We start from the raw sequence: 17281 nt of genomic DNA, 5'->3' as shown, positions 1-17281 counted from the left end.
TGCATTCATAGGAACAAAAACGCTTTCATGTTAAGTTATTCTTGTCCAAAATGACTAGAAGTTATCTAACACAATTATCAAATGCGAAAACTGACACTCTACATCGCGACAAGCGTTGATGGTTACATTGCAGCTCCCGGCGATGACCTGGGATTCTTGGGAAAAGTTGAGAAAGAGGGTGAGGATTATGGATATGCGGATTTCATTGGACAGGTTGATACTGTGATTGTTGGCCGTCGCACATATGACTGGGTGATGCAGCATGTCCCTGAATTCTCCCATGCCGATAAGGAAACATATATTATTACCCGGACTCCGCAGGAACGCATTGGAAACATTCAATTTTATACAGGCGATATTGGGGAGCTGGTACAGATATTGAAGGCGCGAGCGGGCAAAACGATTTTTTGCGATGGCGGGGCAGAGGTGGTCCATCAACTGCTCTCAAGAGGCTTGATTGACGACTTTGTTATTTCAATTATTCCCATTTTTGTCGGCGACGGCATTCGGCTTTTCAAAGATGGGCGGCCTGGCGGTGATTTGGAGTTGGTTAGTGCCAAAAGCTATGATACGGGGCTGGTGCAGCTACATTATAGCAGATCAATGAGTTGAAAAGGGCTATGCTGTGAAGTAGGTTGTGCTTGAAATTAGTATATTGTTGACGATATTTATAGCATAACTTTTCAGTAGAGCCTGACAGCTATGAAATTACTTCTACTCCGTTAGTCGATGGAAAATAAAGAACTATCCGTCTACATCCTTGCGATAAGCCCTGACGATCGTGTCACCGGACTCGTGCGCAACATGAAAAAGCGCTTGCAAAAGCATCTAGGCAGAGATTTTGGAAGCGTCAATTCGTTAGGGCATATTTCGCTCATCCTTTTTGTGGCTCATGAGGAGGATTATCCGCCAATTTTGAAGGAATTTCAAAGGGTCCTGGCAGGACTCGCACAATTCGATGTGAACCTTTCGGGTTTCGATGATTTCTCGGACCGACCGGAATGTACATTCTTCATCGAACCTCATCCGAACTCAGTGTATGACATTGTTGAATACTGCAAAACGATTGGAGCGAATTTTAATAAATTTCTTAAACGTAAATACATTGATCATTGGGATGTCGTCGGTCGAAAACGTCCGCACATGACCATAGCGCGTGATTTGGTGGAAACGGAAATTCAAAAAGCTTATGCATTGTTTGACGAAGATTTTACCGAGGAATTTCGTTGCACATCATTTACAATCCGTAAGTTCGATAATGTTAAAAAGCAATATCAAATCATAGACTCAATCCCCTTGCTCGGCCACAAATACATGGTCGGGCAGCAGATGAGGCTGTTTTAGCAACAAATGGCGTCTCAGTTGCTAGTTATTATTCATCTTTTTGATCTTTTAATAGCTATTTTTCATGTCCTTTCGCTATCATTCACTATCTTCGACAGAAAACGTAGCTAATGTCGGATGAATTAGATTTTATTTCGGAGAGTGGGGGGAATTTACGATTTTCTAAGAGGATCAAAGTCTTGCATGGGAGACACGCACCTGAGGAGGGTCTCTTGGTAGGATATGGATCCATTATAGAAAGACTACAATTAAAGTTGCCCATGCCATCGCGACTTACCCTCATCAGCGACAAGCATAAGCAGTTTCACGGTTTGGAATGGCTAATTTTGACACCTAGACATAATCCTTCCGACCACCTCTATGGTCATCTTGTCTTTGCATTAAAGTACGAAGGCGTTAATATGCTGTTTTTTAAAAAGCTGTTTGAAAAAATTGGCGAAGATGGGACAATGGAGGTCATTAGTGTTGAGCCGAAAGGTCAATACAGCCGAAGAATATGGTTTCTCTATGAATGGCTCATCGGGAAGCCGTTGCCGGTTGCTGATTTGAAAGATGGGAATTACGTCCCTTTAATTGATGATGAGATACAATATGCACTCCCATCTTCGGTTAATTCGTCCCGGCATCGTATCCGAAATAATTTACCTGGAACGATCGACTTTTGCCCTTTAATATTTAGGACGGAAAAGATAGATAAGTTGATTAATGCTCGTCTTTCAGAACTTTCTCAGACACTGATGAGTGAAGTTCACAGAGATCTGTTTCTCCGCGCTTCCGCCTTTTTACTTTTGAAAGATTCAAAAGCGTCATTTTCAATTGAGGGAGAGACTCCAACGCCAAATCGGGCGATGCGCTGGGGAAAGGCAATCGGGCAGGCTGGAAATATCGAATTAAGTAGGGATGAGTTATTGCGTTTGCAACAAATCGTTATCGAAAGCACTCGGTTTCTCAAAATGGGATTTCGCACAGAGGGCGGTTTTGTAGGAGAGCATGATCGGATTAATGGGACCCCTCTGCCGGAACATTTATCAGCAAAACCGGAAGACCTATCCGTTTTGATGGATGGACTGCTAGCGACCGCCTCGTTACTTGAGCAGCAGAATTTTCATCCTGTACTGGCTGCAGCAAATATTGCTTTCGGATTTGTATTTATTCATCCGTTTGTTGATGGAAACGGAAGGATCCACAGATACCTCATTCATCATTTGCTTGCCAAAACGAAGTTTACTCCTCAGGGATTAGTCTTTCCCGTATCAGCTGCAATCCTAGAAAGAATAGATGATTATAAAAGAGTACTTGAGAAGTATTCACACCCCTTGTTAGACGTCATTGAGTGGAAGGCAAGTGCGGACAATAATGTGGAGGTTACCAGCGAAACCGCCGATTACTATCGATATTTTGATGCTACCAGGCAAGCCGAATTCCTGTTCGAGTGTGTCCAGCACACGATTGAAAAGATTATTCCAAACGAAGTTAATTATCTACGTCGATATGATCTTATGAAGGCTTGGCTTGACGAGGAATTTGAGATGCCGGACAAGACAGTAGCATTATTAATCCGTTTTCTGGAACAAAATAGCGGCAGATTATCAAACAGAGCATTGGAGAAGGAATTTTCGAAATTAATACCAGACGAAATTGAAGCGATTCAAGAACAATATCATGAGCTTATGTTGAAACGACCCCTATCCCAATACTCCCTGGCCATTATGCCCAGCTCTGCCATTTCGCTTGAAGTGGCGGAGATGAAACAGCAGTTGAGAATAGCGATTGGTAAAAGTTATGGCAGCGCCAATGCTGAGGCGCACATTTCTTTGGATGGCTTCGAGGCAGATGATGATGACTATCCATATATTTTGACTGAATATCAAAGAGTTGTTTCCGAACTGGATCCGTTTGATATTGAATTTTCGGGTTTTGGTGATTTTGATAAGGGAAATTATTCGGCTTTTTACATTAAGCCGACCGATGATTCTTCCAAAGCGATCAGAGAAAAAACCGCCGCTGTCATGTCAGCTTTCGACAAAAAAATCAAGAAGCAATACACAAAAAAATGGGCAGACGAATCTCAAAACCCGCATATGTCCATCGGGCGCAGGCTCACGCGTGAATGGATCGCGCTGGCTCAGTCGCTTTTCACAGAATATGAATCGAGCTTTCACTGTAATGCATTTGTGATCAGAAAATTCAACGAAAAGCGCCGGCAATATGAAGTAATTGACGTGCTTCCTTTGCTCGGTGAGTCTGCCCCGTTGATCCAGCTAAACCTGTTTCAGCCTTAATTAATGATAAAAAACCGGCTGATAATAGTTGCAAAAAGGCATAATCGGTATATTCGTCGCTATTGATGATGGATGTTGGATAAATTCTTTTTGGGATGTTTCAAAGGTCAGTTGGCGGTGGATTAGTTTTTTCTTTGCTGTTTTGGATTCATATTTTGTGGTCGCAAGCGGGTTTCGCGCAAGGTAAGCCGTGGCTCAAAGATTATTCGCAGCACCGCGAGTTTGACGGCATTTACGTTGTCAAAAAAATCGAAATTCCCTGCCGCTCATATCAGACATTTCTGGTTGATAACAATGGCAACAAACTCACGCCGGCTTATCGCGACATCGGCGAGTTCTCAGGCGGATTAGCCGAATTCGTGCCTATGGAGCTGGATGAGGATAGCCTTGGCCGTCACGGCTTTATCAACAGAAAGGGAGAGGTCGTTATTCCACCGATTTATGTTTCAACTGACAAGTTTTTTGAGGGGAAAACGTGGGTGATTTATCGCGCCGGAAAGCAATATGGACTCTCCTATATCGACTTGACTGGGAAAGAAATATACAAAGTTCCGATTCAGTATTTTAAGAAGGATTTTCTGATTTCGACGGCAAAAGTCGACAAGCTCTGCAACCAGGATACTAGGGAGGATGTGCTGTGGTGGAAGGGACGCGATTATTTTATATTGAATTGGAATTTTAGCCCGTTCATTGAAAAAGAGGTCCGAAGCTCTAAATACATTTATCACTTTCTATTTCAGGGCAAATACGGGATTATCGACAAAGATATGATCCTGCGTGTGCCAGTCTCGCTAGACGATATTGACCCGACGTATGAATTCTCAGGCCAAGGCATGGAGCGCGTTAAATATGGCGACAAATTTGGCTTCATCAATGTTTTCACCGGTGTCCTGATCACTGATTTTTTATATTCAGACACGCGCAAACCGACTTCCGGCTTGTTTTGGGTTAAGAAAAACAACAAATGGGGCTGCATTGACAAGACAGGAAAGACCCGCATTGCTTTTCTTTATGACGAGGCAACTGGTTTCACTGGCGAAGACCGTTCAGCAGTGGCGATAAACGGAAAATTTGGTCACATTGACAAAAAAGGAAAGATTCGTACCCAGCTCAAATACGATTTTGCTTCGTACTATAACAACGGCATTTCAATGGTCCGCATTGGTGATAAATATGGTTACATTGACATTAACGACCATTATGTCATCGAACCCATCTATGACGAAGCGCTCCCATTTGACAAAGAAACAACCGTAGCCGAACGTCTGTGGGTCAGATTCGAACTGACCAGGCGCGGGGAAGAAAAGTTTATCGGATTTTCCTACAAGCTGAATGCCGTCTTTATTCTAATCGGCGTCGCATTGTTTATTTATGCAAATAGTTTGATTTTCAGGCGCATGCAACTGGCTCGTGCGAATCGCAAAAAATAAATGCATCGCTCAGTAAAAACATAATGGCCTTTGGTTGATTGATAAAAGCTTCTCAGTCCAACTAAGATCTGATTGTTAATCATCATTCGATGCAAGATTTAAGCGTTGGGCTAACCTCTTAACCCACCTTCAACCACCCAGTTATACTCATTCTGGGTTTGTTGGTAAGTAACACTTCATGTTCCAGTTCGCTGCTTTTGAAAAAGACGCTTTTGCCGTAGACCGGCGTTATATCCTGCTCGTAATCACCATTGTAAATGCGCAGCTCGCCGCCATTTCCTTCGGTCCATTCAGAGTTTAGATACATGATCATTGAATATTGTCGGCTCGAATTGTTGCGGAACTGATCGAAATGCCTCTTGTAAAAACTGCCCGGTTGATACAATGCATAATGAAATTCGTAACCCGTGATTCCCGTGTAACAAGTGCTGTTCAGGTGAGCAACGAATGCATCCATCAAGTCAAAAAAGTCATTTTCGTACGGATCATTGTGCTTGCGGTCGAGCCAGTATATGCTGTCGCTGCGATATAATTTGTTATGCACGACTTCCGTGTCGTTGCCAGTCCCTGCGGACAAAAGTTGTTTGTTCTCCAATAACGACACCAAATTGCTTTTCAGACCGGCGGCCAGCGGCGGGCTTAGGAAATCGTTTGCGATGCCGACTTTGCCTTCGATGTAGCTGTCGATGAGTTCATTAAAAGTGATTTGCGAGAAAGACATGTTAATTGACCTGGTAATTTCCGGTTTTCGTTTAAGTGTTTTATTTGACGCGATTGGGGCTCAATTATCGTCATACAGTTTCTGACAATTTTCGCAGAAATAACTCCTCCGTTTTGTTTTGCCCAAATATTCTTTATGAAACGGAATTAAGCACCGCGGACACATCTTTTTTGTATGCGCCAGCCAATGTTTTTTTAATGTAAACTCTTTTTTCCAATGCAAAAAATCGAAGCTGTAATTGCTCGTCTCGTCAACCATTTCCGCCAATTTCATTTCGGGCAAGCTGCCAACAATGCTAAGCGGGTGCACCTGAATGCGAAACAGGACTTCATTTTTAATAATGTTGCCGCTTCCTGCAAAAACATTCTGATCCAGCAGCGCGTCGCATGCCAGCATTTTTGGTGCACTTTTTAGCTTAGCTATCGCTTTTTCAGCGCTCCAAGATTCAGACATAATATCACCGCTCCAATCATAAATTTCATCCGCAGGCTGATCTAAAATGGCAACCGAGCAAGTATAAAAATTAATTTCCGCGTCGTCAAAAACCAAGGTCAGGCGCGGTGGAGTCTTCTTTCGCGCATTGATCAGGTAGGAGCCAAACAGCATGAAATGAATGCGCAACGTAAAGTCCTCGAAGCACACCAGAAAATGCTTACCCCACGATTTGAATGCAATCACTTCCTGGTCCGTCAAACGATCCTGGTCTATCTTGGAATTGCCTTCCACAAGTCGGATAACCCTATGTTCCAAATGCAGCGCGTCAATCGCTTCTCTTAAAATTACAATGGACGGTCCCTCAGGCATGGTGTCGTATTGGATAAAAATCTTTCGATCGTTTGGTTCCTCAACAATAATGCCAGTTGCAGCTGCGAACACGGGCACGCTTATTGCGTTCCAATTTTCATTAAATCATCAATAAACAAACGAACAATGAGACATTTCATGATCACAATTGCCTCTACTTCTCAGGAAAACATGCTAACATTCGAGCGCCACATTATCCAATCCGACACCTTTCCTGGCAAATCTTACATCAACAATGTGGTAAATAGGGGAGGAAACGATCAGCTCCTGGGTGAAGTAATTGCAATCTCAGAACTTTCGGAACAGGATGTTAAAGATTACGAGGGAAGAGAATGATCACGCGACACTTTGAGTAAGTCGGGCCTCGCCCTCACTTTTTAACGAAACCGACAAAAGCTATGGGAAAGGGTAAAGATCTTTTTGGGCATTACAATGATTTGGCAAAAGTAAAAGGACCGGAAAGCGAAGAAAGCAAATACGCGGGCGTTCTGTTTCAGGCACTTCTAATGGTTGGAGAGCGCCGTGTTTTTGAACTTTTGGAAGAGGCTGATGAAACCGGCAAAAAATTGAAGTTGGAAATGTCAGGCGATGTGAGCGGAAAGGGCGATTGTCCCAGCTGCATTGTGCTCGTTGACAAAGAGTAAAACGTAAATTTATTGAATAAAACGGCTTATGAGTGAGCGTGCATTTTCGTGGGAATTGTTTAACAAGGCGCCATTGGTGGGCATTATCCGCAACATTTCCCCGGACGACGTGAAAAAGATCCTGCCCATTTACCGCGAGGCCGGATTAACGACCATTGAAATCACAATGAACACGCCCGGCGCTGCCGAAATGATTCGGCTCGCTCTGGAAAATGAGGGTGAAGGCCTTAACATTGGTGCGGGAACTGTGTGTACAAAAGATGATCTGGAAGTTGCGCTTGAAGCTGGTGCTCAATTCATTGTCACGCCGATCATTAACAAAAAGGTGATTAAATCCTGCGTCAAAAAGAAGGTGCCCATTTTTCCCGGAGCATTTACACCGACGGAAATTTACAACGCCTGGACGCTCGGCGCGACGATGGTGAAAATTTATCCTGCAACATCACTCGGGCCAGAATATATCAAAGATCTGAAAGCCCCGATGAATCAGCTTAAACTGCTTCCGACAGGAGGCGTAGGACTGGAGAATATGACCGATTTTCTGAAAGCTGGTGCCAACGGGCTAGGCGTAGGAGGGCAATTATTTGACAAAAAACTGATTCAGGAACAAAACTGGGAAGGCCTGAAAGCACATTTTCAACAATTTCAAAGCAGGCTTGTTTTGTGACGTCAAGCAAACTCATCCAATGATTCATCTCCTTCGAACAAACTCCGAACATCCTGACTTTGGGGCTCTTATCAAATTATTGGATGCGTATTTGGCTGTCACAGACGGTGATGAGCATGCTTTTTACAATCAATATAACAAGATCGATAAGATCAAGCATGTGGTTTTGGCGTACGAAAATGATGTGCCGATTGGTTGTGGAGCAATCAAGGCTTTCGGGGAAGACGCCATGGAAGTGAAAAGAATGTTTGTTGCCGAGGCGGGCAGAAACAAGGGAATTGCTACGACATTATTAATGGAATTGGAAAGCTGGGCCACCGAACTGGGTTTTCAACGCTGTGTGCTGGAAACCGGCAAACGCCAATCCGAAGCCATCGCGCTTTATAAAAAGAATGGCTATCAAGTTACTGATAATTACGGGCAATATGTTGGTGTGGCGAATAGCGTTTGCTTCGCGAAAGTGATTGTCACTTAATGCCATCAAGCGATTCAATGGGGTCGCCTGTCTATCTGGGTCTTCCATGATACGCCATAGCATAACCCCCCACAACCAAATATTCGACGGAATGTTCGTTCAATAGTGTAATAAAATCTTCAAATCAGGTTCGAGCGTCATTCTCTCATAACTCTCTAAGACACAACGGTCTTATTTAGGCGCTGTTCGGCACCAATTTGTTGGTTAACAAGGAAGGTGACAGCAGCAAGTCTTTCCTTAGGTGTCCTTGCAGACCAATATTGCAAATCTTCGTGTGTTTGATTCGATTCTTTCAGCGTAGTTTGCCGGAAGGTCAATGCTATTTTTCTCTCCATAATTTTATCGTTATTTAAATAGAATTAAAAACAATAACACTTTAAAACAAATCAATCACCCATTCCCTTCAAACCACGCTACAATCTCGGGATACAAATCGGCTAGGACGTGGCCTTTTTTTCTGTTTTTGTATAACTTCACCAGGAATTGATCAAACTCGGCGAATTTTTGGAAGCCTCGGGAGTTTACCATCATGTTTTCGGTTTGGGCAATGAGTTCGGCTTGGTCTTTTTCTGGCGCGTAATCGACATAGCGGATGCAAACCAGGGCCCAGTTCATGTATTCGTTGAAGGAGGAAAATGCGTTGTTGTAGTATTTGGCGGGTTTTTCGAGGTTATTCCACTTTGCAATGTCGGTAAATGCTTTCGCAATTCTGGTCGCATATTCTGGTTTTTCACTTTCCGGATTGATAAATGCATGGTTGAGTTCCGTAAAAACAATGGAACCGTCGCGAACCAGCGAAGCCTCCTTTGACACGGATTTCGGCTCATCTTTTTTGTGAAAAGGAAAATTTACGTGCGCTTGCGCTTCCTTGAAACCGTCATATTCGAACCACGTTGCAGACTGATTGCTGTTTACCAAGGGCGAAAAAATGATTTTGAATGAATCGTATTTTGTTGAAGGGAAATTCTTTGTCAGCCATTTTTGCATCTCCGGCACGCCGATGGAATCTCGATAACTTGTAATCAAGCCATCATAAAGTGGCTTGTGTTGTTTATAAAAATCTGAAAATTTTGATTTTGTGGCAAACTGCTCCAAATCAGCGATATATGGTCTAAGATTATTGTTGTTTCCAAACCCAATCCGATCGTAAACCGGGCTTTGCTTAATTTTTCCATTTTCATATTCAAAAGCATAAGCATCCATTTTCATCGAATGATAGTTGTCCGGCTCTTTCAAGGCAGCATTTATTGCGCCGACAACCGACTCGCTTTTATATTTTTCAAACCAATTCAGCACCTCCGCATAATAGGGCTCACTTTTTCGGATCATTCCGTTTTCCGTATTGCCCTTGTCCGTCAATGCAAATACAACATTGATCAGCTCGTAAACGGGTGGGATTTCGACAAATGTCTTCCCAGCATGCGACTTTTTATAGTCGTCAGAAAATTGGGCGCGCGGAACGTCCAGAATGCTTTTGATCGCCGTTAATGCGCTGTCCTTGCCATTTAACAGAATAATAAATTCATAATAATCACCCGGTTTTACATCAAAACGGATCGAATCTTGGTCCGTAACAAAGGTCACCGGAGTGCCGTTTTTCGGAACTGCGACATCAAAAACGTCTGGCTTAATCGACGCGTCAATGTTCCAGGAAGATTTCCTGATCACCTTTCCGACATGGATATCAATAATTTTAACAGATGACCTGATCAGTGGAAGCTTTTGGGAGAAGGCCGCCGAAGCGCTGAAAATTAAACCGAATGCAAACAGGAAGCAGGTTCTTACGTGTATGCTCATGCGTTGGAGATATTTTTTAGTCTAAGCTAGTAAAAAAGTGGCATTCACCATTTCTATCTTTATTTTAGGTAAATATTTTTATCGCTCCAATGCAAAGAAGAGATTTTGTAAAACTCGGCAGCGTGCTTGCTGCGGCTCCCTACGGCGCCTTTGTTGCACATGCGCAAAACGACCTTGCGCCGTCCGTTGACTTCCTGAACGACGGCTTACTGCTGTCTCCAAAAGAATATGCAGCGTTACTGATGAAGCTTGCCGACGAAGGAAAAGTGAAGCCCGATTTTTATTCCAATGGTGGCGTCGTTGAGGAATTGGAACACAAATTCGCACAGTTGCTTGGTAAGGAGTCTTCCGTTTTTATGCCAACCGGGACATTGGCTAATCATATGGCTATCAGGCGACTAACGGGCAACAACCAGCGCGTTATCGTACAAGAGCAAAGTCATATTTATAATGATACGGGTGATGCTGCGCAAGTTCTGAGTGGGCTTAATCTCATTCCGTTAGGGCTCAATTCGGTTGGTTTTAGCATTGCAGAAGTGGAGCAGGTTCTGGCTAAAACGAAGGGTGGGAGAGTGGAGGCGCATATTGGTGCAATGTCCATTGAAACGCCTGTGCGTCGCCAGCAGGATCGGATCATTCCTTTTGATAAATTACAAGCGATGACCGATTTTGCGAAAACCAACGACATTAAAACGCATCTCGATGGAGCGCGGCTCTTTGTGCAATCTGTTCATGAAAATGTGGAGCCTAAGCGTTACGGAGCACTTTTCGACACCGTTTTTACTTCGATGTGGAAATGCTTCAATGCAAGTTCGGGCGCTATTTTAGCTGGTGATAAGGCATTTACGGAAAAACTATTTCACGAAAGACGAATGTTCGGCGGCGGTTTGCCTGCGTCTTGGGCATTTGCTGCGGTGGCTTTGCATTATGCAGATGGTTTTATAGACGAATACAAAACGGCTTGGGCTAATGCTGAGAAGTTTTTCGCATCGATCGAAGAGAGCGAGAAATGCAAAATTGTAAAGTTGGAAAATGGCTCACACAATGTCCAATTGGATGTTTTAGGAACGAATTTGACCAAATTCAAAGAGTCTCTGGCGAAAAGAAGCGTTCAGCTAACCAATCCCAATGCCACAGGTTTCATGCTAAAAGTTAACCCTTCGATCAACCGGATCAAGCCCGCAAACCTGGCCGACTCTTTTGTGGAATCAATGAAGGAAGCAGCCGTTTAAAAGCAGTTTTTAACCCAAAACCAGATCATTATGGAAAACATTTTCGAACCGGCAGTTACAGAAAAAGTCATTGATCGAATTAATAAGCTGACGCCGGAAATGCAGCCTGAATGGGGCAAAATGAATGTTTCGCAGATGATGGCGCATTGCAATGTCGCCTATGAAATGGCTTTTGAAAACAAACATCCGAAGCCCAATGCATTCATGCGATGGATCATTAAAATGACTGCCAAAAGCACGGTTTGCGGTGATAAGCCATACAAAAAAGGTCAGCAAACTGCTCCTGCATTCTTGATAAAGGATCAGCGTGATTTTGAAACTGAGAAAAACAGGCTCATTGGTTATTTGAACAAAACGGTGCAACTGGGCGAAAGCCATTTCGACCAGCGCGAGTCGCTTTCATTCGGCAAGTTGAGCAAGGCGGAGTGGAACACGATGTTTTACAAACATTTGAACCATCATTTGACACAATTCGGGGTTTAAGTTTGCAGCCTCTAATAAGTGAAATCCAGTGTGTAGGAAGTATATGCAGGGTTCTTGGATTCAACAGTGACTTTGCTCGGATAACCGTTGGCAGCATATTCATACTTGTAATCGACCGAATACAGCGGACCGCTTGCACCCAAAATAGTCTCTTTCACAATGTTATTCGGACTCAATGAATGCGTGGCCATTTGCCCGTTCCGGTCCAACCCAAGCTTGAAAAAAGGGTTCGGATGATTGTCATAAACATACTCAACCCGATTCGAAATGTCGGGCTGTGGTGCAAATTTAATCCAGCTTTTGGCAACATTATGCTGCTCATTTCTTATATAAGTGATCGTAAAATCATTCGCCGTGTTGGTCTTTTCAGTAAAATCCTGACGGGTTACAAAGCCTTGTTTATCAATGGCATAGGTTCTGTAAAAGATTTCTAAAAAAACCTGATTTTCTTCGGTTATTTCGCGGAGAGAGTCATTGACGGGCGGATTAAAACTGATTGAATAAGCTGGCTTGAAAATATCCGACACAGATTGTGATTCGCCGTTCCAATCCGCCGAGCTAACCTCGTAAGATTCTGTAATGCCTCCTTTTCTCACAAAGCTGCCGCTTTCGTAATGAACCGGAACATCGAAAAGTAGAAATTTCTTTTGTTCAAGAAGTAAATCGCCTTCGTAAACGTATTCTGCAAACATTTTTCCATTATACAGCAGCTTTTTCAATTTTACATCAACAGTAGGCGAACCGAACGGAGCCTGATGTTTGGCCAAAACCGCCGGGTCTGGATATGGAATTGGTTCGTTTTTATCCTTATCGCACGAGGCTAACGCAAAAAGAAAAATGATCGGCAAAAGTTTTTTCACAGGAAATGAGGTTAGTTGCATTCCCTGAGAAAAGTCTGCTTTTCGATATTATACTAATCACTTGAATGCCTGCGCGTAATCCATCGCAAATTGATCAAAGGAGCGCGGCGCTTCTCCCGTCAAATCACGGAAGTCGTTCGCGACAGTTGCAGCTTCACCTCTTGCGTAATGTGCGTAATCTTCGACCAAGCCCTCAGCCTGCCAGACCGGGAAACCAATGGCAATCAACATGTCCATCAGCGCTTGCGGTGGATTTGCGGCCGAAACGACATTGCGCTGCTGCTGCTCAGCAAGTTCCGATGAGTTGGTTAACAAAAATGCGCGCTCAATGCCAGCAAGAGCTGAAATAATTGTAGCAGGATCATTAAAATCTGCTACGACAAGTTCTGCACCAGGAAGTTTGGCAATTTCTTTCCCGCTGTCAGGCGAGCGGACGAGTGCGCGAAAAGGAATGTTTCTCGAGGAAAGTAAGGCGGTAAGTTCCTTGCCAATATTTCCTGTTGCGCCAGTGATGAGAATTTTGGGTGATGCGAATGCTGACATGACTGAAATTTATTTTGTTATGATTGAATTACATGACAAAACTAGCGCATACGTTTTCCTGAAAATTGTAAGAAAACGAAAGCCTGCACGTGTTCTGGTCATGTGCAGGCTTTCGTTTTTCCAAATAATTATGGAATGCTGTTATTTTCGTTGCTGGGATAAAAATGTGATCAGCGAAGCAAATTCCTCATAAGAAAGCTCGTTAGCAAGTCCCGGAGGCATCATTGACGATTCCATTTCTTTGCGAGAGATGATATCAGACGTTTTAACTGTCGTCACTTGTCCGGTGATGTCGCGGATGACAAGTTTTTCGGCGGATTCTTCTGACACAAAACCCATGTAAGTTTTGTCGCCTTTCGCGGTGATCAGCACGGATGCAAATCCCTGAGAAATAGATGCATTGGGTTTCAAAACGGATTCTGCGATTTGTTCGCGGTTCATAATGGAGCCAATTTGACCCATAAACGGTCCTTTCATCACTTCACCTTTGTTCAGACTATGGCAGGCAACGCAACCCTGTTTTGTGAAAAGCTGTTTTCCCAAAGCCGGATTCCCCTCAATCTTCGCAATTGCCAGCATTACATCTTCAATTGAAGACTCGCCGACTTGTCCTTTTTTGTTGCGGATTTTGTTCAAATCAACTTTGACTTCCTCTTTGGCTGCAATCACTTCTTCACCCCCAAACTCGGTGATTCCCATGCGAAGGCGTTCATTCAAATCAGCGTAAAACTGCTTTCCATTATCGTCCGCTTTGCTCCATTGCTGCATCAGGAAGTCCCTGATCGCATCTGATGACTCCCATGAAACAGCCTTGTAATAAGGCCCATGCGTATCCGGGCGGGTGCTCCACCACCACGATCCGTCATAAGGCGCCTCTTTTTTATAAAGTCGCGAAAGCGTGGTTAGAATTTGGTTTTTGGTTGCATCATCTTTGGCATTTCCGTAAGCTGCAATCAAGCCCGACACGGCCTTCGGATCGTGCATATAACGCAATGCCCAAAGTGCAAGTGTTGAATGCTCAGTGCCTATTGCTTTCACCGAAGCATCTACGGCGTTGAGCGCAACCAGTGCCCGAACGGCAACATGCGGAAGGATTATAGGTGAATTTGGCGTCGCATGCGGCCCTTCTGTCCCTTTGGCAGGCGACACAAATGATGCCGGAACTTTCACCTTCAACAATGCCTCCGCAACTTCCGGTCGACCGAGGCGTCCCAAACCAACAGTCGCAGCAAGCTGCACACGCGGCGTTCCATCCTGCAAACCTTTCAAAAATGGCTCCGTAGGAACATTGGAGTTGTTTTTGATGCGGTCAGCCAATGCGCGCAGGGCAAATTCTCTTACATCGTTATCCTCTGTTAGCTTAACAAGATTATCATTCCCCGAAGCGCCAGCAGCCTGTGCATACGTGTAAATTCCCGCAACGCGTGCGTAAAGCGCAAGTTGCTTGTTTTCTGCAAGTTTCCACGTTGCTTTGGTAACGTCACTCGCTTTGCGGGTCAGCAATTCCTGCTGTGCAGCCAGACGTTGCACGGCGCTTGCATTGGTTAGCAGCGCAGTCAGGTCTTTGATGGACGACTTTTTGAGGTCAACAAACGGTTTGTATTTCCAGGTTTTTGGCACAGCACGAACTACAAAACCTTTGCCTGGATTACCGGAGTAACCCGCTCCATCCCAGGCAGATAAGTAAACGCTTCCCGATGCGTCAATGTCAATGTCGGTAATTTGGGCCAGTTTGATAAATTCCTCTTCTTTCTGCGTGAAAGTCGGGCCGTCAGGCGTAACGCGGTGAATGTAAAGCTGGTTTCTGCCCCAGTCTGCCATCATGGGCACCTGGTTGTATTTTGCAGGCCAATTAGGATCGTCCATGAACAATGATCCGGTTCCAGAGCCGCCGCCCACATCGACCAATGCAGGGATAATTTCTTCTGTAAAATGTTGGAAAAGAACAGGATATCCATATTCACCCGATTGGATCTGATTGCTAAAACGAATGTTCCAGCCACCGCCGTCATTGGTGTTGTCTCTTGTGAAAACATTCATGTAAGGGTCAATTGCCACATCATATATGTTACGCATGCCGTGTGTGAAAACCTCCATTTCAGTGCCGTCAGGCCTTACACGCACAATTCCGCCTCCAAGTTGCGTAAGCTTTTTACCCGACCTGTCAACGGCGTCATGAAAACCAAAGTCACCAACCGCAATATAGATCCAGCCGTCAATTCCCATCCTGATCCCGTTTGTTGAATGGTCCGTTCCGCGACTTTGCAGGAACTTGGGAGAGCTGATGTTTTGAATCAAAGGCGAAGGACCGCCATCGGCCACGCCATCCTGATTTTTATCTTCAAAAACCACAAGGTCCATGCCGGACGCCTTTTGTGTTTCTTTGGAAAAAGTGGTGTGTAACACAAAAACACGATCTCCCATTGCAATAATGCCACGCGGGTTATCGACCTCTGCGAATGTGGTGTGCTTATCGACTTTGCCATCATGGTTGGAGTCAACCAATCGCACAATGCGCCCTTTTCCGGGCGTTTTGCCTAATGATCCAATCATATCGACACCCACAAAAACTTCCCCGCTCGCGGCCACGGCAAGGCAGGCGGGACTCGGCGTTAGGTCTGACCCTGCGAAATGGGTAACATTAAGTTCGGCTGGCCAGCTGGCGGCATTAGGCAGCGAATCCGCCTTTACGAGGCTGGAGGCACTTTTTAGAGGTTGAGAACGGTCGTTAACTGCGTTATTCCAATAAAGAATCAGAAATGCAGTTACAAGACTAAATGTAATTTTTAACATAAGTATATTTCAGGAAAACACTCCACCTGTTGTCAGAATGGAAAAAATGGACGAAACTCAACTTATAAAAATAGGATTACTCGCATTACTACTCAAAAAATCAACGATTCATTTGGAATGGCCTATTTGGCGCGATAGCGGGAGAATTTCATAAAAAGGTCAGGCAGTGCCTCGTGCTGCCCGTGCAGGACTGTGAAATAAAAATATCGCTCAATGTTCAGGCCGTCCACATCCACGATGCGACATTCTCTGCTTTGCAATTCTTTCAAAACGGCGTGCACGGAAAGGAATGCCATTGAATCGGAATGAAGCATGTATAATTTCATACTTTCGCTGCTGCCAAGCTGCATTTCATTATTGAGCTCGCCAATGTTAATGCCGATGGTTTTCAGCGCATGCGCAATCACTTCAAGCGTTCCCGAGCCTGGTTCGCGCATAAGGAGCGGAATTTCCTTTAATTTTTCAGCCGAAACTGTTCCTGTTGAGGCAGTGAGATTTTTGCTGCTCGCCACCAGAACGATCTCATCTTTCAAAAATTCAATGTATTTGATGGCTGCGTTTTTGGACAAACCTTCAATCACTCCGAGATCAATCTCCCTGTTTTGAAGCGCTTGCTCGATTTCTTCGGTGTTGGCAATGGTAAGCGTGACCTGCACATTGCGAAACTTTTTATGAAATTCGGCGAGGATAGGAGGGAGAATATACTGAGCCGCCGTCGTGCTCGCCCCCAAGCGCAGTTTTCCGCCCTGCCGCTGCGCTAAGTTGTTGATTTCGAACTCAATGTTGCGGTAAATTTCGAAGATCTGTTCGCTGTGATGCAAAAGGATTTCGCCAGCCTGGGTCAATTTTACACGCGAGCCGTTTCGTTCAAAGAGCTTTGTATTGAGCTGATTTTCAAGCTCATGAATGTGTTTTGTTACGGCAGGTTGCGTAATGTAAAGCTCCGCTGCTGCTCTTGTAAAGTTGAGCCGCCGGGCAACCGTGTTGAAAACCTGCAAACGAAAATCAAAGACCATAGGCGCAAGTTCGTTGTTAAAAATGCAAATTTCAAAATGAGACGTCCGGGACTGCCAATAAATCGTCCGTCCCTGGACGAACGCGTTCGAATGCGAACAGATATTGGTTTGGGAAAATGCTATTGCAGTGCCGTGAGGCACATTTTGACAATTGGCAAGGCATTTGTTCTGTCGGGGTCTAACCCCAGCT

18 protein-coding genes are annotated in these 17281 nt (G+C 44.4%); 10 read left to right on the top strand and 8 right to left on the bottom strand.

The window, feature by feature from the left end; all coding sequences use genetic code 11:
* Positions 1-81 precede the first annotated feature (81 nt).
* The 4 genes from LZG73_RS12525 (at position 82) to LZG73_RS12510 (ending at position 5056) form a co-directional block, all read left to right on the top strand.
* Entirely contained in the window at positions 82-612 is a 531-nt protein-coding gene (locus tag LZG73_RS12525; protein ID WP_233849717.1) for a dihydrofolate reductase family protein, read from the top strand.
* A 117-nt stretch (positions 613-729) separates the two neighbouring features.
* Positions 730-1344 (top strand): 2'-5' RNA ligase family protein, encoded by a 615-nt coding sequence (locus LZG73_RS12520; RefSeq protein ID WP_233849715.1) that lies wholly within the window; start codon positions 730-732, stop codon positions 1342-1344.
* Positions 1345-1604: 260 nt separating this feature from the next.
* Positions 1605-3626: a 2'-5' RNA ligase family protein gene (locus tag LZG73_RS12515; RefSeq protein ID WP_233849713.1), complete on the top strand. Its 2022-nt coding sequence runs from the start codon at positions 1605-1607 to the stop codon at positions 3624-3626.
* Positions 3627-3721: 95 nt separating this feature from the next.
* Positions 3722-5056, top strand: coding sequence for a WG repeat-containing protein (locus tag LZG73_RS12510; protein ID WP_233849711.1), 1335 nt, complete (start codon positions 3722-3724; stop codon positions 5054-5056).
* Between the two features lie 118 nt (positions 5057-5174).
* Here the strand turns inward: LZG73_RS12510 and LZG73_RS12505 are convergent, their stop codons facing one another.
* The gene (locus LZG73_RS12505; protein ID WP_233849709.1) at positions 5175-5777 is read right to left on the bottom strand and encodes a 2OG-Fe(II) oxygenase; all 603 of its coding nucleotides are present in this window, start codon (positions 5775-5777) and stop codon (positions 5175-5177) included.
* 60 nt (positions 5778-5837) lie between these two features.
* On the bottom strand, positions 5838-6659 hold the full coding sequence (locus LZG73_RS12500; RefSeq protein WP_233849707.1) for a DNA-formamidopyrimidine glycosylase family protein: 822 nt from the start codon (positions 6657-6659) through the stop codon (positions 5838-5840).
* A gap of 48 nt (positions 6660-6707) precedes the next feature.
* Between LZG73_RS12500 and LZG73_RS12495 the strand changes: the two genes are divergently transcribed.
* The 4 genes from LZG73_RS12495 to LZG73_RS12480 all read left to right on the top strand — a co-directional run bounded on the left by LZG73_RS12495 (position 6708) and on the right by LZG73_RS12480 (position 8367).
* On the top strand, positions 6708-6917 hold the full coding sequence (locus LZG73_RS12495) for a hypothetical protein (protein WP_233849699.1): 210 nt from the start codon (positions 6708-6710) through the stop codon (positions 6915-6917).
* Positions 6918-6979: 62 nt separating this feature from the next.
* Positions 6980-7225, top strand: a complete 246-nt coding sequence (locus LZG73_RS12490; RefSeq protein WP_233849697.1) for a hypothetical protein — start codon at positions 6980-6982, stop codon at positions 7223-7225.
* A gap of 28 nt (positions 7226-7253) precedes the next feature.
* Entirely contained in the window at positions 7254-7892 is a 639-nt protein-coding gene (locus tag LZG73_RS12485) for a bifunctional 4-hydroxy-2-oxoglutarate aldolase/2-dehydro-3-deoxy-phosphogluconate aldolase (protein WP_233849695.1), read from the top strand.
* A 19-nt stretch (positions 7893-7911) separates the two neighbouring features.
* Positions 7912-8367, top strand: coding sequence for a GNAT family N-acetyltransferase (locus tag LZG73_RS12480; RefSeq protein WP_233849693.1), 456 nt, complete (start codon positions 7912-7914; stop codon positions 8365-8367).
* Positions 8368-8522: 155 nt separating this feature from the next.
* On the opposite strand, the gene LZG73_RS12475 is transcribed toward LZG73_RS12480, so the two are convergent.
* Positions 8523-8702: a hypothetical protein gene (locus tag LZG73_RS12475; protein WP_233849691.1), complete on the bottom strand. Its 180-nt coding sequence runs from the start codon at positions 8700-8702 to the stop codon at positions 8523-8525.
* A 55-nt stretch (positions 8703-8757) separates the two neighbouring features.
* Complete coding sequence (locus LZG73_RS12470) at positions 8758-10164, bottom strand: DUF4932 domain-containing protein (protein WP_233849689.1); 1407 nt, start codon at positions 10162-10164, stop codon at positions 8758-8760.
* An 89-nt stretch (positions 10165-10253) separates the two neighbouring features.
* Here LZG73_RS12470 and LZG73_RS12465 point away from each other — a divergent pair, with 89 nt between their 5' ends.
* Together LZG73_RS12465 and LZG73_RS12460 are read left to right on the top strand one after the other, a co-directional pair.
* On the top strand, positions 10254-11396 hold the full coding sequence (locus LZG73_RS12465; protein ID WP_233849687.1) for a low specificity L-threonine aldolase: 1143 nt from the start codon (positions 10254-10256) through the stop codon (positions 11394-11396).
* A gap of 30 nt (positions 11397-11426) precedes the next feature.
* On the top strand, positions 11427-11879 hold the full coding sequence (locus LZG73_RS12460) for a DUF1569 domain-containing protein (protein WP_233849685.1): 453 nt from the start codon (positions 11427-11429) through the stop codon (positions 11877-11879).
* A gap of 11 nt (positions 11880-11890) precedes the next feature.
* Here the strand turns inward: LZG73_RS12460 and LZG73_RS12455 are convergent, their stop codons facing one another.
* From LZG73_RS12455 to LZG73_RS12440, 4 genes are all read right to left on the bottom strand, one after another.
* Positions 11891-12739 (bottom strand): hypothetical protein, encoded by an 849-nt coding sequence (locus LZG73_RS12455; protein WP_233849683.1) that lies wholly within the window; start codon positions 12737-12739, stop codon positions 11891-11893.
* 57 nt (positions 12740-12796) lie between these two features.
* The gene (locus tag LZG73_RS12450; RefSeq protein WP_233849681.1) at positions 12797-13282 is read right to left on the bottom strand and encodes an SDR family oxidoreductase; all 486 of its coding nucleotides are present in this window, start codon (positions 13280-13282) and stop codon (positions 12797-12799) included.
* Positions 13283-13423: 141 nt separating this feature from the next.
* On the bottom strand, positions 13424-16075 hold the full coding sequence (locus LZG73_RS12445; protein WP_233849679.1) for a c-type cytochrome: 2652 nt from the start codon (positions 16073-16075) through the stop codon (positions 13424-13426).
* Positions 16076-16197: 122 nt separating this feature from the next.
* Positions 16198-17091, bottom strand: coding sequence for a LysR substrate-binding domain-containing protein (locus tag LZG73_RS12440; RefSeq protein WP_233849677.1), 894 nt, complete (start codon positions 17089-17091; stop codon positions 16198-16200).
* Positions 17092-17281 lie beyond the last annotated feature (190 nt).

Origin of the sequence: Dyadobacter sp. CY326, assembly GCF_021390515.1 — a bacterium.
GTDB lineage: Bacteria > Bacteroidota > Bacteroidia > Cytophagales > Spirosomataceae > Dyadobacter.
The sequence above is the reverse complement of the archived record's forward strand: the minus strand, read 5'-3'. Positions and strand labels throughout refer to the sequence as shown.

Excerpts from the sequence above, each read along its gene's own strand:
- LZG73_RS12495 (WP_233849699.1), top strand. The coding sequence starts at position 6,708 with ATGAGACATTTCATGATCACAATTGCCTCTACTTCTCAGGAAAACATG.
- LZG73_RS12475 (WP_233849691.1), bottom strand. The coding sequence starts at position 8,702 with ATGGAGAGAAAAATAGCATTGACCTTCCGGCAAACTACGCTGAAAGAA.
- LZG73_RS12525 (WP_233849717.1), top strand. The coding sequence starts at position 82 with ATGCGAAAACTGACACTCTACATCGCGACAAGCGTTGATGGTTACATT.
- LZG73_RS12465 (WP_233849687.1), top strand. The coding sequence starts at position 10,254 with ATGCAAAGAAGAGATTTTGTAAAACTCGGCAGCGTGCTTGCTGCGGCT.
- LZG73_RS12480 (WP_233849693.1), top strand. The coding sequence starts at position 7,912 with ATGATTCATCTCCTTCGAACAAACTCCGAACATCCTGACTTTGGGGCT.
- LZG73_RS12440 (WP_233849677.1), bottom strand. The coding sequence starts at position 17,091 with ATGGTCTTTGATTTTCGTTTGCAGGTTTTCAACACGGTTGCCCGGCGG.
- LZG73_RS12485 (WP_233849695.1), top strand. The coding sequence starts at position 7,254 with ATGAGTGAGCGTGCATTTTCGTGGGAATTGTTTAACAAGGCGCCATTG.
- LZG73_RS12445 (WP_233849679.1), bottom strand. The coding sequence starts at position 16,075 with ATGTTAAAAATTACATTTAGTCTTGTAACTGCATTTCTGATTCTTTAT.
- LZG73_RS12490 (WP_233849697.1), top strand. The coding sequence starts at position 6,980 with ATGGGAAAGGGTAAAGATCTTTTTGGGCATTACAATGATTTGGCAAAA.
- LZG73_RS12470 (WP_233849689.1), bottom strand. The coding sequence starts at position 10,164 with ATGAGCATACACGTAAGAACCTGCTTCCTGTTTGCATTCGGTTTAATT.
- LZG73_RS12520 (WP_233849715.1), top strand. The coding sequence starts at position 730 with ATGGAAAATAAAGAACTATCCGTCTACATCCTTGCGATAAGCCCTGAC.
- LZG73_RS12510 (WP_233849711.1), top strand. The coding sequence starts at position 3,722 with ATGTTTCAAAGGTCAGTTGGCGGTGGATTAGTTTTTTCTTTGCTGTTT.
- LZG73_RS12460 (WP_233849685.1), top strand. The coding sequence starts at position 11,427 with ATGGAAAACATTTTCGAACCGGCAGTTACAGAAAAAGTCATTGATCGA.
- LZG73_RS12515 (WP_233849713.1), top strand. The coding sequence starts at position 1,605 with ATGCCATCGCGACTTACCCTCATCAGCGACAAGCATAAGCAGTTTCAC.
- LZG73_RS12505 (WP_233849709.1), bottom strand. The coding sequence starts at position 5,777 with ATGTCTTTCTCGCAAATCACTTTTAATGAACTCATCGACAGCTACATC.
- LZG73_RS12450 (WP_233849681.1), bottom strand. The coding sequence starts at position 13,282 with ATGTCAGCATTCGCATCACCCAAAATTCTCATCACTGGCGCAACAGGA.